Origin of the sequence: Winogradskyella endarachnes (genome assembly GCF_009741275.1) — a bacterium.
GTDB lineage: Bacteria > Bacteroidota > Bacteroidia > Flavobacteriales > Flavobacteriaceae > Winogradskyella > Winogradskyella endarachnes.
The window spans coordinates 108,862-123,830 of the sequence record NZ_WOWS01000001.1 but is presented as its reverse complement, the minus strand read 5'-3'; the positions used below and the strand labels follow the sequence as shown (position 1 = coordinate 123,830).

At 31.0% G+C, this 14,969-nt stretch carries 14 protein-coding genes; 7 read left to right on the top strand and 7 right to left on the bottom strand.

The genetic code is table 11. The features are described from left to right. Window positions 1–71: 71 nt before the first annotated feature. Complete coding sequence (locus GN138_RS00580; RefSeq protein WP_157361374.1) at window positions 72–1,373, bottom strand: anthranilate synthase component I family protein; 1,302 nt, start codon at window positions 1,371–1,373, stop codon at window positions 72–74. A 116-nt stretch (window positions 1,374–1,489) separates the two neighbouring features. Between GN138_RS00580 and GN138_RS00575 the strand changes: the two genes are divergently transcribed. Together GN138_RS00575 and GN138_RS00570 are read left to right on the top strand one after the other, a co-directional pair. Then, window positions 1,490–2,380 carry an aldose 1-epimerase family protein gene (locus GN138_RS00575; RefSeq protein ID WP_157361373.1) on the top strand — a complete coding sequence of 297 codons (891 nt, stop codon included), beginning with the start codon at window positions 1,490–1,492 and terminating at the stop codon, window positions 2,378–2,380. A gap of 42 nt (window positions 2,381–2,422) precedes the next feature. Then, the gene (locus GN138_RS00570; RefSeq protein ID WP_317162688.1) at window positions 2,423–3,772 is read left to right on the top strand and encodes a DEAD/DEAH box helicase; all 1,350 of its coding nucleotides are present in this window, start codon (window positions 2,423–2,425) and stop codon (window positions 3,770–3,772) included. A 225-nt stretch (window positions 3,773–3,997) separates the two neighbouring features. Here the strand turns inward: GN138_RS00570 and GN138_RS00565 are convergent, their stop codons facing one another. The 4 genes from GN138_RS00565 to GN138_RS00555 all read right to left on the bottom strand — a co-directional run bounded on the left by GN138_RS00565 (window position 3,998) and on the right by GN138_RS00555 (window position 6,095). Further along, the gene (locus GN138_RS00565) at window positions 3,998–4,825 is read right to left on the bottom strand and encodes a mechanosensitive ion channel family protein (RefSeq protein WP_157361372.1); all 828 of its coding nucleotides are present in this window, start codon (window positions 4,823–4,825) and stop codon (window positions 3,998–4,000) included. A 34-nt stretch (window positions 4,826–4,859) separates the two neighbouring features. Then, window positions 4,860–5,033 (bottom strand): hypothetical protein, encoded by a 174-nt coding sequence (locus GN138_RS15975; RefSeq protein ID WP_197429295.1) that lies wholly within the window; start codon window positions 5,031–5,033, stop codon window positions 4,860–4,862. Then, entirely contained in the window at window positions 5,017–5,610 is a 594-nt protein-coding gene (locus GN138_RS00560) for an RNA polymerase sigma factor (RefSeq protein ID WP_157361371.1), read from the bottom strand. The genes GN138_RS15975 and GN138_RS00560 overlap by 17 nt, the downstream gene beginning before the upstream one ends. 80 nt (window positions 5,611–5,690) lie before the next feature. Continuing rightward, entirely contained in the window at window positions 5,691–6,095 is a 405-nt protein-coding gene (locus GN138_RS00555) for a DUF2721 domain-containing protein (RefSeq protein WP_157361370.1), read from the bottom strand. 229 nt (window positions 6,096–6,324) lie between these two features. Between GN138_RS00555 and GN138_RS00550 the strand changes: the two genes are divergently transcribed. The 5 genes from GN138_RS00550 (at window position 6,325) to GN138_RS00530 (ending at window position 12,204) form a co-directional block, all read left to right on the top strand. Next, the gene (locus tag GN138_RS00550) at window positions 6,325–6,915 is read left to right on the top strand and encodes a hypothetical protein (RefSeq protein ID WP_157361369.1); all 591 of its coding nucleotides are present in this window, start codon (window positions 6,325–6,327) and stop codon (window positions 6,913–6,915) included. Window positions 6,916–7,097: 182 nt separating this feature from the next. Next, window positions 7,098–7,772 carry a TetR/AcrR family transcriptional regulator gene (locus GN138_RS00545; protein ID WP_157361368.1) on the top strand — a complete coding sequence of 225 codons (675 nt, stop codon included), beginning with the start codon at window positions 7,098–7,100 and terminating at the stop codon, window positions 7,770–7,772. A 5-nt stretch (window positions 7,773–7,777) separates the two neighbouring features. Next, window positions 7,778–9,436: a peptidase domain-containing ABC transporter gene (locus tag GN138_RS00540; protein WP_157361367.1), complete on the top strand. Its 1,659-nt coding sequence runs from the start codon at window positions 7,778–7,780 to the stop codon at window positions 9,434–9,436. Between the two features lie 11 nt (window positions 9,437–9,447). Continuing rightward, window positions 9,448–10,797, top strand: coding sequence for an HlyD family secretion protein (locus GN138_RS00535; RefSeq protein ID WP_157361366.1), 1,350 nt, complete (start codon window positions 9,448–9,450; stop codon window positions 10,795–10,797). Window positions 10,798–10,800: 3 nt separating this feature from the next. Next, complete coding sequence (locus GN138_RS00530) at window positions 10,801–12,204, top strand: TolC family protein (protein WP_157361365.1); 1,404 nt, start codon at window positions 10,801–10,803, stop codon at window positions 12,202–12,204. Between the two features lie 70 nt (window positions 12,205–12,274). Here the strand turns inward: GN138_RS00530 and fabV are convergent, their stop codons facing one another. After that, complete coding sequence (gene fabV / locus GN138_RS00525) at window positions 12,275–13,474, bottom strand: enoyl-ACP reductase FabV (RefSeq protein ID WP_157361364.1); 1,200 nt, start codon at window positions 13,472–13,474, stop codon at window positions 12,275–12,277. An 11-nt stretch (window positions 13,475–13,485) separates the two neighbouring features. Continuing rightward, window positions 13,486–14,886, bottom strand: coding sequence for a dihydrolipoyl dehydrogenase (gene lpdA / locus GN138_RS00520; protein ID WP_157361363.1), 1,401 nt, complete (start codon window positions 14,884–14,886; stop codon window positions 13,486–13,488). Window positions 14,887–14,969 lie beyond the last annotated feature (83 nt).

Here is a 14,969-nt window from a genome sequence, read left to right as displayed (position 1 = left end):
AAAGTCGCGGAGTCGCAAACAAATTATCAGTAACACATATTTCTCGTGTATTAGTTTTTCCCTTTGGGGAATTAAAGGGGCTTCTCTAAAACTTCTCGCATGGCTTTTGCCTTTATGAGACATTCCTCGTATTCTTTTAGAGGGTCGCTTTTTGCTGTAATAGCACCTCCTACTGAATAAGAAATGTATTTTTTTGAAGCGTTGTAGAGTATACTTCTAATAATAACATTAAAATCGAAATCGCCATTTGGTGTAAAATAACCTACAGAACCTGAATATAAGCCTCTTTTGGTTTCTTCTAGGTTTTCAATAATTTGCATTGCCGATAATTTAGGAACACCTGTCATGCTTCCCATTGGGAATGTGGTTTTTATGATATCGACAGGGTTTGTATCCGATTCTACTTGCGACTGAACCGTAGAAATCATTTGGTGTACTTGTAAAAATGAATATACTTTACACAGCTCCTTCACTTTTACACTTCCTTTTATAGCTGTATGCGACAAATCATTTCTAACCAAATCTACGATCATAATATTTTCGCTACGCTCTTTTAAATCTTTAGATAAATCGCCTGCTAGTTTTAAGTCTTCAGATTTGTTTGTAGAACGCTTTGCGGTTCCTTTTATAGGTTGTGAAATTACCGTTGTACCTTCTTTTTTAATATAGCGTTCTGGCGACGCAGACATCATGTACTTATCTTCTAACTTTAAAAAACTTGCAAATGGTGGTTTTGAGATTTCATTTAGTTTCTTAAAGGTATCTATTGGATTTATTTCACTGTCCTCTGCATAGAATTCTTGACAAAAATTGGCTTCATAAATATCGCCTCGTTGAATGTGCGCAAGCATTTTGTTGACTTTCTCAAAGTACTCGTCTTTATGAATTCTTAATTTTATTTTGATTGGATTATGAGATTTCTCGCTTTCACTCGAAATGACGATAGATTCAATTAATTTTATATCATCTTCAATCTCATCATCAACCATTCTTAAATATTGAATTTCAACCTGATTATCTTTAAACAAAAACAGTTTTTTAGGTTGAAAGAAATACAAATCTGGAAACTCTAAACCATCAAAATTTTCAGATTTTAAGCGCTCTGTGGTGTTTTTTAAATCGTAGGTTAAGTAACCAAAAATCCAGTCTTTAGTTGATTTTTGAAACTCTTTTAACTTTTCAAAAGCATCAAAAAAATCTGTGCGTAACGCAGTAAACGCATCTACAGCTAATACTGCATCATAGTTACTGTATTGGTCTGTATGTTGGTTAGAATCTAACCACAAAATATCATCAAATTGTTGCGACCAAAGCAACAGATTTTGCTTAAAGTTCTCAATGTTTTTTGGCTGATGGTTTTGTGTTGTTCTCAATAAAAAAATAATTGCTGCAATTTACCTAAATTTAAACTCGGAAGGAAATAAATTTGACTTCAAAGCTATTTCAATACTTACTTAAGAATTGTATATTTCAAAAAAAATAGGAATGTATGCATAGTTTACAAAACGACTTGTTAAAAATCAATATAAAAACTAAAGGTGCTGAATTGTGTAATATAACTTCAGCAAAAACTAACACTGAATTTTTATGGCAAGCAAACCCTGAGATTTGGGGAAGTCATGCACCAAACTTATTCCCAATTATTGGCTGCATGAAAGACAATAGCTACACCTATAATAACAAAAAATATCAAATGCCAAAGCATGGATTTGTAAGACATAATGAAAATTTTGTAGTTAAAAATCAATCCGATTCTAGTATTACATTTAGTTTATCATCTAATGCCGCGTTATACGAGCTATATCCTTTTTTGTTTGAGTTTAAAATTACCTATACACTTTTAGAAAATACACTAACCATTAATCATACGGTTACAAATGTCGATAATAAAACGATGTATTTCTCTTTAGGTGGGCACCCAGCTTTTAATTGTCCGCTTTCTATAGATGAAGATTACACTGATTATTTTCTAGACTTTGAACAAAACGAAAATAGTAAAACCTATCTACTAAATACGGATAACGGTTTATTAACCAACGAAACAAAACCTGCCTTTTCAGATGGACATAAAATCAACTTAAAACCAGATTTATTTAATGCTGATGCTTTAATTTTTAAAGACTTAAAATCGAGGGCTGTAAGCTTAACACACAAAACAAAAGGAAAAGTTTTAACCGTTAACTTTAGAGGGTTTAAGCAATTAGGGATTTGGGCAAAACCAAACGCGCCTTACGTTTGTATTGAGCCTTGGTTAGGTATTGCAGACAACGAAACTACCGACCAAAAAATAGAAACTAAAGAAGGCATTTTGAGTTTAAAATCTGGTGCTATTTTTGAAGCCAACTACAGCGTTGAAATAGAAAAAAACCTTTTGGTGTAAGTTGAGCAATAAAATAGTAGCTTTGCAGCAAAACTTTGCAACGTGACTTTTCAAGACCTTAATTTAAATACACCTTTATATAACGCCTTAGATGATTTAGGGTTTACGACACCTACTCCTATACAAAAAGAATCATTTAATGTGGTTGCTTCTGGTAAAGATGTTGTTGGTATTGCACAAACAGGTACAGGTAAAACATTAGCTTACATGCTACCTATTCTTCGAAATCTTAAATATTCTAGACAAGATAATCCTAGAGTTTTGGTTTTAGTACCAACGAGAGAACTGGTAGTTCAGGTAGTTAGCGAGATTGAAAAATTCTCTAAATACATTAACAACCGTGTGTTAGGTGTATATGGCGGCACTAACATTAATACACAGAAACAAGCCGTTGCTCAAGGTCAAGATATTATTGTAGCAACACCAGGACGTTTGTACGATTTAGCTGTGAGCAGAGTGTTACAATTAAAATCTGTTCAAAAGTTAGTAATTGATGAAGTTGATGTAATGCTAGACTTAGGTTTTAGACATCAATTAATGAATATTTTTGATATCCTTCCGCAGAGAAGACAAAACATTATGTTCTCTGCTACTATGACTAAAGATGTTGATGAATTAATTTCCGATTTTTTTATAAATCCTTCTAAAATATCAATTGCAGTTTCTGGTACACCATTAGAAAATATAAAACAAGAACGCTACGATGTGCCTAATTTTTACACTAAAGTGAATTTGTTAGAACATTTACTTCATGATAAAGAAGAATTTTCTAGAGTGTTAATATTTGTAGCCTACAAAAAAATGGCCGACCGATTATTTAATCAGCTTGAAGAATTATTTCCAAGCGAATCTTGTGTTATACACTCTAACAAAACACAGAACTATAGATTACGAAGTATTGAGCAGTTTAGAGAAGGTGAACATCGTTTATTAGTTGCTACAGATGTCATGGCTAGAGGATTAGATATTGAAGGCGTGTCTCATGTTATTAATTTTGACACACCAGATTATCCTGAAAATTATATGCACAGAATTGGTAGAACTGGTAGAGCTGAAAAACAAGGTCATTCTATTTTATTATCTACAGAAAAGGAGCAAGAAGGTTTAGAACGTATTGAAGCATTAATGCAAATGAAAATTGAAACGCTTGAGATACCTGAAAATGTTCAAATTTCTACCGAACTTATTGAAGAAGAACGTCCTCAGATTAAAGAACGCAATAATCCAACAAAACGAAGCGACGCAAACAAACCAGGACCAGCTTTCCATGAAAAATCAGAAAAGAATTCTAAGACTAACTTAGGCGGTTCTTATAAATTTAAAATGGCTGCGAAGTATAAAAAGCCAAAAACAAGAGGTGACAAAAATTATAATCGCAGAAATAAAAAATAAGTTTTAGTTACTATATAATTAACCAATATCGTCTTAATCATTACACATATACAACAGACTATTTTGTAATAATTAGCTATATAATTAAAACAATAAATTCCTTATTTTTTTTAATATAAATATATAAAAAGCCCTTTTCAAATAATTAAAAAGGGCTTTGATATCTCAAGCACATGCAGGATCGTATTCTATGCAAACATAAAATCTATAACCCTAACCTTATAGTTAATCCTGCAGTTGTACTTGATTTTCAATTAAATCTTTTATAGGAACAATAAGTTTTCCTTTTGTATTTTTAAGTATCACTGAGATACTTTGTACAGCCTCCACAGTGAATATTTCATCGTTAAATATTATTTTCTGTCCAACCTCATAAGTTTTACGAGCATAAAACGTACTTAATAATTTCCCTACAACTTCTCTTGCTCCTAAACCAAATGCTATTGCAAATGCTAATAGAAATGCAGCAATAATCATATTAACATTATTGGTAATGATTTCTGTATCAATACCTGCTTGGTTTAATGCTGTAATGGAGATAAAGGTAAGCAATAAAAAGAATACCGCTTGGCTGATCATTTTACCACCAGATAAATCCATAGATTCAAACAATGATTTTAAACCTTTCTTTACAAAATTTGCAAATAAAAGCCCAATCATAAAAATTACTAAAGCTGTAAATAATTTTGGTAAATAATCTAAAAGCTCTCCTATCTTTAACGAAATAGATTTAAGATTTAGTATATCTAAAATCATCAAAGACAACATAATATACATTATCCACTTAACAAAACTAGAAACAACCTTTTCAGTATTAAAACCTAATTCTTTACCTTCTACTATTTCAATTTCATTAATCTTTTCATCAAGCTTAGAGACCTTTGCTAACTTCAGAATTTTTTTAATGATTTTTACAACTATTTTAGTAGCAAAAAATCCAATTATAAAAATAAAAAACGCTCCTATTATATTAGGGAATATAGCAGAAATCTCTAACCACATTGTTGTAAGAGATTGCATCGCTAAATCTTTAAATTCTGTTACTTTATCCATACTAATAATTTTATCTTAGGGTTTATTAAGTATATTAAATTTCTCTTTTACTTGTTACAGTATCAATGATATGACCAATATTATACGAAAACAATTCAGCAATTTCCATTAAGAGTTTAGCCATGGCAATATCATGCATAACTCTCCCTTTCAGTTCTGCCGGAACTTCCTTTAAAGGTTGGTTTATTTGCTTAAATGGATTTTCCATCTTTAGTATAATTTGAGTACTTCTGTACCAGTTTTTCTTTTGCTCTTTTTAAACGCATTTTAACTGCACTTTCACCAATACTTAAGGCTTGAGCTAATTCTTTTATTGATAAATTATCTTGATATTTTAATAATAAAATCATTTTTTCATCAGGAGATATCAACTCCATAACTTTCTTTAACTGCTCTACCCTCATGTTCTGAAACTCTAATGTAGAATCAACATCTTCACCTATATTCTCTATATCAACATTTTCCGAACTTACAGATTTCTTTTCTAATTTCTTAGCCGTATTTCTAGTGACGTAATTAACACAATGATTATAAGTAAAAGCATATAACCAAGTAGAAAATTTAGACTTCCCTTTAAAACTTGCTAATTTAACAAAAACTCTTAAAAAAACATCTTGAGTTAAATCCTTAGCTTCATCTACACCATTAGCAAACCCATAACATTTGTTATATACCATACTCGCATATCTATCATACAGCACCTCAAACAACATAGTGTCGTTGGTTTTTATGATTGCTTCTACAAGCGCTTCATCGGTTAAACTATGAATAGCGTCTTTTGTCAAGGGATTTTATTAATCTGTAAATTGGTTAGTTATCAGTTTTAAGACACAGAATTTATAAATGTGTCACAATATTAAATAAATTATTTTTTTAAATCATATTCAATATCAGCTAAATGATGCTGAAGTGCTTTGGCAGATATTTGTATTTCCCATATTAAAAATAATAAAGAAACAATTAACAATATCAAACCTAATCCAAAAGCCCATACCGCAACAATATTGAGTTTTACATAAATTAAGAACATAGTTAACACACAAAAAAGCAAACTACTAATACCAGCAATTTGCATATATCTTGTTAATCTTACTCTTAGCTTTAAATTATTAATTTGTCTTAAAATGGAAGTATCTTGGCGTTCTACGTATTGCTTACTAAGATTTCTAATGATTGCGGCATAAGCCAAAAACCGATTGGTATATGCTAACATTATTAACGAAATAGCAGAAAACAATAATGCCGGTGTTGTTAACGTTAATTCTTCCATTTAAAAATTTTAACAAAATTAGTAATAAAATTGGTTAACCAATAATAAATATACGTCTGAAATATAGAATTAACAGAAAAATACTTAACTTTTTATCAGTTTCTAGTATCAATTAGTCGAAGTTATCTGATAGAAGTTTTGCAACGTGTAATTTTTTTTTAACTTTAAGAAAATAAATTCCCAAATTTAAACGTTGCATAGTGCAGCTATTATACTGAAAACCTGCTAAATGAGTAATTACCTTCACAAAACAATACCAAACCTAAAGCCGTTTAGCTACGAACATCACCACGATTCTCTTTTGATTAATCAACAGTGGTTATTAGTTAATGGTATTTCTAAAAAAAAATCTATTTACACGTTTAAAAAAGACAATGTTTTAGAGATCTCTAGACAAAATAATGTTATTACTACAACATGGAATATCAATTTATTAAACAAATTCTCTATAGAAACTGAAGATGGTTTAATTAACGTTGAAGTGTTTTTTAAAGATGATGACATCTTAGTGCTCAACAATCAAGACAAAGAGGAATTTGCGATGTATATTAACACTACAAACTATAAGGACGAAGTTAATAACGTAGATGATATTAATACGTACTTGAGAGAAAAATATAAAAAGAAAGTAAGTAGTGTTATCTATGATCATGAATTTTACTACATTGAAAATTCTAAAGAATATGGTCCTTTTAAAGTTGAAGAATTAGCCGAAAAAGTTAAATCTGGTGAAATTAGTTCATATTGCTTTGTAAAAGACATTAATGAATATGATTATAGCAAACGCTTGCGCATTGAAGATTTGTTGCATGAATTATAATTTTACTAATAATTTTTAAAGTTCATTGCTTTACATTCTAAGGAATACCTTACTGTTATATAATACGCTTTAATTCTAACTTTATCCAATTCAATACACAGTGTTAGTTTAAATAATAAATTCTTGTTAAAAATATTTTTTTAATAGTAATACTATTACCTTTGCAATCAAATTTATTATTTATGATAAACTTACTATCAAATCTAAAAATTTCTGTACCAGATAAGATTTACATTAAAGATCCCGAAACTTCCAATTTAGGTAAGCGAATTATTGAACACAGCATATTATTAATAGACGAAATAGGTTTTGATTGTTTTACATTTAAAAAATTAGGTGCAAAAATTGGCTCTAATGAAAGTTCTATCTACCGCTATTTTGAAAGTAAGCATAAACTACTTTTATACTTATCATCATGGTATTGGGCTTGGATAGAATACCAAATGGTATTTGCAACATTTAATTTACCAAATCCTAAAGAAAAGCTTATTAAAGCTATAGAAATTATTACTATGAACATTGAGGAAGACCAAAATTTTTCTCATATAAATGAAGTTGTGTTAAACAGAATTATTATTAATGAAAACTCTAAGTCTTACTTAACTAAAAAAGTAGATAGTGAAAATAAAGATGGGTATTTTGTAGTATATAAACGTATGATACAACGCTTAAGAGATATGATTATTGCAATAAACCCAGATTATAAATATTCTTCTAGCTTAGCTAGTACCATAGTAGAAGGCGCTTTACATCAGCACTTTTTAAAAGAACATTTTATTTCAATTACAGACTGTAATAACCATGTTACACCAACCACATTTTTTAAAGAACTAACCCTCAACACAATTAGTAAATAACAATTATGGAAAAAAATAAAATTAAATCACCTTGGAGAAGACTCATTGGACTATTAAAACTAGAGAAACGAGACTTATTTCAAGTTGTATATTATGCTATTTTTTCTGGAATTTTAGCGCTCACGCTTCCATTAGGAATTCAGGCTATTATCAATTTACTTCAGAGTGCTCAAGTAAGTACGTCATGGATTGTTTTGGTAATATTAGTAACTATTGGAGTTTCTTTTGTAGGCGTATTACAACTTATGCAAATGCGTATTATAGAAACCATACAACAACGCATATTTACAAGGGCTTCTTTTGAATTCACTTATCGTTTTCCTAAAATTAAAATGACGGAATTACGAAATAATTACCCACCAGAATTAGCTAATAGGTTTTTTGATACTTTAAATATTCAAAAAGGATTATCAAAAATACTTATAGATATACCGGCTGCGATTCTTCAAATTATTTTTGCCTTAATTCTACTTTCATTTTATCACCCATTTTTTATTGCCTTTGGCTTTTTACTACTTATCTTAATTTATGTAGTATTTAAATTTACAGCAGAAAAAGGTATGCAAACAAGTCTTTTAGAATCTAAACACAAATACAAAGTAGCACATTGGATCCAAGAAGTAGCAAGAGCTGTAATTAGTTTTAAATTATCTGGTAAAACAAGTTTAGCAATAGATAAAAACGACGAATTAGTTAACGACTATTTAAAAGCAAGAGAAAGTCACTTTAGTGTTTTAGTCATCCAATTTATACAGATGATTGGATTTAAAGTAATTGTTACAGCTGGCCTATTGCTTATTGGTGGATTATTAGTTTTAAACCAAGAAATGAATATTGGACAATTTGTTGCTGCAGAAATAATTATTTTATTGGTTATTACCTCAGTAGAAAAACTAATTTTAGGTTTAGAATCTTTCTATGATGTATTAACATCTTTAGAGAAAATGGGACAAATAGTTGATATGGAACTAGAAAACCAAAAAGGCGAAAAACCCGAGTTTAAAGAAAATTTTAGTATTGAATTAGATAATGTCTCTTTTGTGGTACCAGATAGAGAGGCTCCTATTATAAACAACGTTTCTTTAACCATAAAACCTAAAAGTAGACTTTTAATTAGAGGAGAAAGTGGTTCTGGAAAATCAAGTCTACTCCGATTAATTGGTGGAATATTAGAACCCTCAAAAGGAAAAGTATATTTAGATAAATTTATGCTAAACAACATAAACCTGAACCATTACAGATCTAACATCGGTATGTCTCTTATTGACGAAACTCCATTTGAAGGCTCAATTAGAGAGAATATTACATTTGGTAATAAAAACGTCTCTGATGAAGAATTAATGTGGGCAATTGATATTTGTGGGCTTTACCAATTTGTTAAAGAAAGTCCTCAAGGTTTAAATACTATACTATACCCAGAAGGTAAGCAAATATCCTTTACCATTGCTAAAAAAATAATTTTAGCAAGAGCAATTTTAGGCAATCCAAAACTCTTAATTTTAGAAGACCCATTAGACTATTTTGCAGAAAGAGAGGTTAAAAAAATCATTAAATTTTTAACAGACCAATCTAACCCGTGGGCTTTAGTTGTTGTCAGTAGAGCCAATGAATGGTCAGGCAGTTGTACGCAAGTTGTAACATTAAAAGACGGCGAAATCATTTAAAAAAAATAATCATGTTAAATATTTCTAATAATCAATTACATAAAACAGTTGACCTAATTAAATTTAAATCTGGTGAACGCGTATTTAAACATAGTTATTACAAAAATTTTAATCGATTTTTAATTGTATTTTCTATTATAGGTGTTATTATTTTGTTTTTACCATGGACGCAAAATATTACAGGCCGTGGCAATGTAACTACATTAACACCAGATCAAAGACCTCAAACAATTCAATCTCCAATTCCAGGACGTATTGAACAATGGTATGTGCGCGAAGGTGATTTTGTTTCAAAAGGTGATACAATAATGAAAATTTCAGAAATTAAAAGCGAATATTTCGACCCAAATTTAGTACAGCGTACTGCAGCACAACGAGATGCAAAAGCACAATCCGTTGGTTCTTATAGCGAAAAAGTAAACGCTTTAAATCGTCAAATAATTGCATTATCTAATGAGAGAAATTTAAAATTAGAACAAGCAAAAAACAAACTTATACAATCACGTTACAAAGTAGAAAGTGATAGCATTGACCTCGAAGCCGCCATTACTAATAAGAAGATTGCAAAACTTCAATTTGACAGAACGGTTACACTGCAAGAGGAAGGCTTTAAAGCCACAAAGGATGTAGAAGACAAGCGTTTAAAGCTACAAGAAACTGAAGCCAAATTAATTTCGCAAGAAAACAAATTGTTGGCAAGCAAGAATGAAGTTATTAACGCACAAGTTGAAATTTCTAGAGTTAATGCCTCATATGCAGACAAAATTTCGAAAGCACAGAGCGATAAATTTACAGCACAATCTAGTCAGTTTGATACAGAAGCACAGGTTTCAAAATTAGATAATCAATATTCTAATTATCAAATGCGAAATGATTTAAGGTTTATTAAAGCACCTTTTGATGGTTATATAAATAAAGCTATACGAGGTGGTGTTGGCCAAACGTTTAAGGAAGGAGAAGCTTTAGTTGGAATGATGCCTGCACAAGTAGATTTGGCTGTAGAAACCTTTGTAGAACCTATAGATTTGCCTCTAATAAAAATTGGTGCTAAAGTACGTGTACAATTTGATGGTTGGCCTGCAATTGTTTTTAGTGGCTGGCCAGATATTACCTACGGAACTTATGGTGCAGAAGTAGTGGCTATTGAAAACTTTATTAGTGATAACGGAAAATTTAGAGTGCTATTAGCACCAGACCAAGATGACTTCGATTGGCCAAAAGACATTAGAGCTGGCTCTGGCGCATACACTATGGCACTATTAGAGGACGTGCCAATTTGGTTTGAACTTTGGAGACAACTTAATGGTTTTCCTCCTAATTATTATCAGCCAAAAAACACTACTAATTCTAAAAAGAAATAAACTATGAGACATATAATTACTCTTGTATTTTTATGTTTTACCTTTTATGGATTCTCCCAAGCATCAGATTTATCAAATGTTTTAAGATTTGATGAATATTTAGGTTTTGTAAAAAAATTTCATCCTATTGTAAAACAGGCAGAACTAGTTATAGATAAAAGTCAGGCGAAATTATTAAAATCTCGTGGTGCTTTTGACCCCAAAATTGAAGTTGATTATAATCGTAAAAAATTCAAGAATACAGAATATTATGACAAACTAAACGGCACTTTTAAAATACCAACTTGGTTTGGTGTGGAATTAAAAGCTGCATTTGAAGAAAATTCTGGTGAATATCTTAATCCAGAATCATACGTACCAGAAGATGGTTTATACAGTGCAGGCTTATCTGTTCCGTTAGCACAAGGCTTATTAATTAACAACAGAATGGCCTCTTTAAAACAAGCCAAACTATTTAGAGAACAAGCTAAAGCTGACAGAGATATTTACGTTAACAATTTACTTTATGAAGCGTCTTTAGTTTATTTTAAATGGTTACAAGCCTATAATGAATTGCTCTTATATAAAAATATTTTAGCCAACGCAGATTTAAGATTTAGAGGTATAAAAAAAGGGGTAGACGTTGGTGAAAATGCTAAAATTGACGAAACCGAAGCACGTATTGCTTTAAATAATAGAAAATTAGGCTTAGAACAATCTAAAGTAAAATTGATGAAAGCAGCTTTAGAATTATCTAATTTTTTATGGTTAGAAAATAACATTCCTGTAGAGCTACAACCAGAGGTAATACCAGATGTAAATTCAGAAGCTATAATTGATGCTACCTTTAGTATTAATGCTTTGCAAACAGAAGCTATGGCATTAGAAACACATCCAAAAATGCGCTCTTTAGATTATAAATTACAAAGTTTAGAAGTTGATAAACGCCTAAAAGCAAATAAACTTTTACCTAAAATAAATCTTGAATATAATTTTTTAACAGAAACACCAGAATCTACAAATACCTTTAATACCGCTGATTACAAGAGTGGTTTAAATTTAAGTTTACCTTTGTTTTTAAGAAAGGAACGTGGCGAATTAAAATTAGCAAAACTAAAAGTAAAGGATACAGAATACGAAAGAAATGCTACGCGTGTAACACTAGAAAATAAAATTTCAGCCTTAAAGCAAGAACTAGAATCTTATATAATTCAAAATGAAATTACTACAAAAATGGTAATAGATTATGAGTTAATGCTTACTGCAGAAGAACGTAAATTTCAACTAGGAGAAAGCTCCTTATTTATGGTTAACTCTAGAGAATCTAAACTAATCGATGGCCAGTTAAAAGCCATAGCTATTCAGAATAAGTTTTTTAATACTAAAGCAAAATTATTTAACAGCTTAGCAGTAAACCCAGATTTATAATTAGATACTTTTAAAAATAAAAAAAGCGAAAACCTCAATAGATTTTCGCTTTTTTAATTATTCTATGCTGTTAATTAGACTTGACTTGTAATCCAGGGATTTCAACCATTTCATTGACATCTTTATCATAATCAATACCTTCAACATTAAAGCCAAATAGGTTAAAAAAATCTGTTTTATAGCCTTCCAAATCACCAATATCTGGTAAAGTTTCAGTAGTTGCTTGTTGCCAAAGTTCTAATACTTTAGCTTGGATATCATCGCGCATTTCCCAATCGTCCACTCTAATCCTTCCAGCTTCATCTAACTGTAAATCGGCATCATATAAACGCTCATTAAATAAGCGTTCTATCTGCTCAATACAACCTTCATGTATACCTTCTTCTTTCATCACTTTATATAATAATGAAATATACAATGGAATTACAGGAATTGCAGAACTCGCTTGTGTAACTAAGGCTTTGTTTACAGACACATAGCCTTTACCATTAATAGCCTTTAACGAATCTGTGATTTTAAAAGCGGTAGCTTCTAAATGGTCTTTTGCTCTACCAATAGTTCCTTTTCTATAAACCGCTTCAGTTAATGAAGGGCCAATATAAGAGTAAGCAACGGTTTTAAAATCTTCAGATAAAACGTTTTCAGACTTTAAAAGATCAATCCACATTTGCCAATCTTCGCCACCCATTACAGCAACTGTATTGTCTATTTCTTCATCTGTACAAGGTGCAATTGAAATCTCTTTTACTATACCTGTATGAAAATCTACCGTGTTATTAGTAAACGTATCTCCTATGGGTTTTAAAACCGATTTGTAACGTTTCCCTGTATCTGGATGCGTTCTTACAGGTGAGGCTAAACTATAAATTAGCATATCTATTTTACCTAAATCTTCTTTGATGAGATTTAAGGTTTGTGCCTTAATTTCGTGAGAAAATGCATCACCATTTATACTTTTAGCATATATACCGTCTTTATGTGCTTGGGTTTCAAATGCTGCAGTATTATACCAACCTGGTGACGCTGGGCGACCTTCTGTTGGTGGTTTTTCAAAATACACGCCAATAGTTGAAGCATTAGAGCCATACGCACTGGTAATTCTTGAAGCTAAACCAAATCCTGTTGATGCACCTATTACAAGTACATTTTTAGGACCATTTTTGGTTGGCTTAGACTTAATATATTCAATTTGATTTAACACATTTTTCTCACATCCTTTGGGATGTGCTGTTAAACAAATAAATCCTCTAGTCTTTGGTTCAATTATCATATTTATTAAATCTAAACGTGTAAAGCTCTATCATCTGTTGCTGCTAAAGCGGCTTCTTTTACAGCTTCTGCAAATGTTGGATGTGCGTGAGACATGCGAGAAATATCTTCTGCAGATGCTCTAAATTCCATAGCGGTTACAGCTTCTGCGATTAAATCTGCACAACGTGCACCAATCATGTGTACACCTAAAACTTCATCTGTAGATTTATCTGCTAAGATTTTTACAAATCCGTCAATATCACCACTTGCTCTAGCTCTACCTAAAGCTCTAAATGGAAACTGACCTACTTTATATGCTACATTATCTGCTTTTAATTCTTCTTCTGTTTTACCAACTGCTGCAACTTCTGGCCAAGTATAAACAACGCCAGGAATTAAATTATAATCTATATGTGGTTTTTGTCCTGCAATTGTTTCCGCAACAAACACACCTTCTTCTTCAGCTTTATGCGCTAACATTGCTCCTTTAACAACATCACCAATAGCGTATATATTAGACACATTAGTTTGTAAATGTTCATTTACCTCTACTTGTCCTCTATCGTTTAATTTTACACCTGCAACTTGTGCATTTAAACCAGTTGTATATGGTTTACGCCCAACAGAAACTAAACAATAATCGCCTTTAAACTCAACAACTTCACCTTTTTTATTTTCAGCTTTTACGATAACCTCATCACCATTTCGCTCAACTGATTGAACTTTGTGAGATAACATCATTTTGCATTTTGCTTTCTTAAAGACTTTATTTAACTCTTTAGATAAACCAGCGTCCATAGTAGGTAAAATTCTGTCCATATATTCTATAACAGTAACCTCTGCACCTAATCGACGGTATACTTGCCCAAGCTCTAAACCAATTACACCTCCACCAATGATAATCATGTGTTTTGGAATTTCTTTTAATTTTAAAGCTTCGGTAGATGTTATAATACGCTCTTTATCTAAAGTGATAAATGGTAATGTTGATGGCTTAGAACCTGTAGCTATTATAATTTTTTTAGCTTCAATTTCTTGAGCATCTTTACCTTCAATTGTAATATGAGTTGCATCTTTAAAAGACCCTAAACCTTCAAAAACATCGATATTATTTTTCTTCATTAAGAAATCAACTCCACCTGTAGTTTGGTCTACAACAGCTTGTTTACGACCAATCATTTTTTCTAAATTCACTTTAATGTCACCAGGAATTTCAATACCATGGTCTTCAAAATGTTTAGTAGCTTCTTCGTAATGATGAGAAGAGCTTAATAAGGCTTTACTTGGAATACAGCCTACATTTAAACATGTGCCACCAAGTGTAGAATATTTTTCAATAATTGCAGTTTTCATGCCTAATTGTGCGCAACGGATTGCTGCTACGTATCCACCAGGTCCAGAACCTATTACTGCTACATCATATGATTTCATAAAGATAATTTTTGTCTAATTAGATTTAATACAAACAAAAATACAATTTACATTACTGATTTACCAATTTTAAAACCGCTTAA

What these genes read in the sequence shown, in the direction of transcription:
- GN138_RS00530 (WP_157361365.1), top strand. Translation starts at nt 10,801, where the DNA reads ATGAGACATATAATTACTCTTGTATTTTTATGTTTTACCTTTTATGGA.
- GN138_RS00555 (WP_157361370.1), bottom strand. Translation starts at nt 6,095, where the DNA reads ATGGAAGAATTAACGTTAACAACACCGGCATTATTGTTTTCTGCTATT.
- GN138_RS00550 (WP_157361369.1), top strand. Translation starts at nt 6,325, where the DNA reads ATGAGTAATTACCTTCACAAAACAATACCAAACCTAAAGCCGTTTAGC.
- lpdA (WP_157361363.1), bottom strand. Translation starts at nt 14,886, where the DNA reads ATGAAATCATATGATGTAGCAGTAATAGGTTCTGGACCTGGTGGATAC.
- GN138_RS15975 (WP_197429295.1), bottom strand. Translation starts at nt 5,033, where the DNA reads ATGGAAAATCCATTTAAGCAAATAAACCAACCTTTAAAGGAAGTTCCG.
- GN138_RS00545 (WP_157361368.1), top strand. Translation starts at nt 7,098, where the DNA reads ATGATAAACTTACTATCAAATCTAAAAATTTCTGTACCAGATAAGATT.
- GN138_RS00535 (WP_157361366.1), top strand. Translation starts at nt 9,448, where the DNA reads ATGTTAAATATTTCTAATAATCAATTACATAAAACAGTTGACCTAATT.
- fabV (WP_157361364.1), bottom strand. Translation starts at nt 13,474, where the DNA reads ATGATAATTGAACCAAAGACTAGAGGATTTATTTGTTTAACAGCACAT.
- GN138_RS00575 (WP_157361373.1), top strand. Translation starts at nt 1,490, where the DNA reads ATGCATAGTTTACAAAACGACTTGTTAAAAATCAATATAAAAACTAAA.
- GN138_RS00565 (WP_157361372.1), bottom strand. Translation starts at nt 4,825, where the DNA reads ATGGATAAAGTAACAGAATTTAAAGATTTAGCGATGCAATCTCTTACA.
- GN138_RS00540 (WP_157361367.1), top strand. Translation starts at nt 7,778, where the DNA reads ATGGAAAAAAATAAAATTAAATCACCTTGGAGAAGACTCATTGGACTA.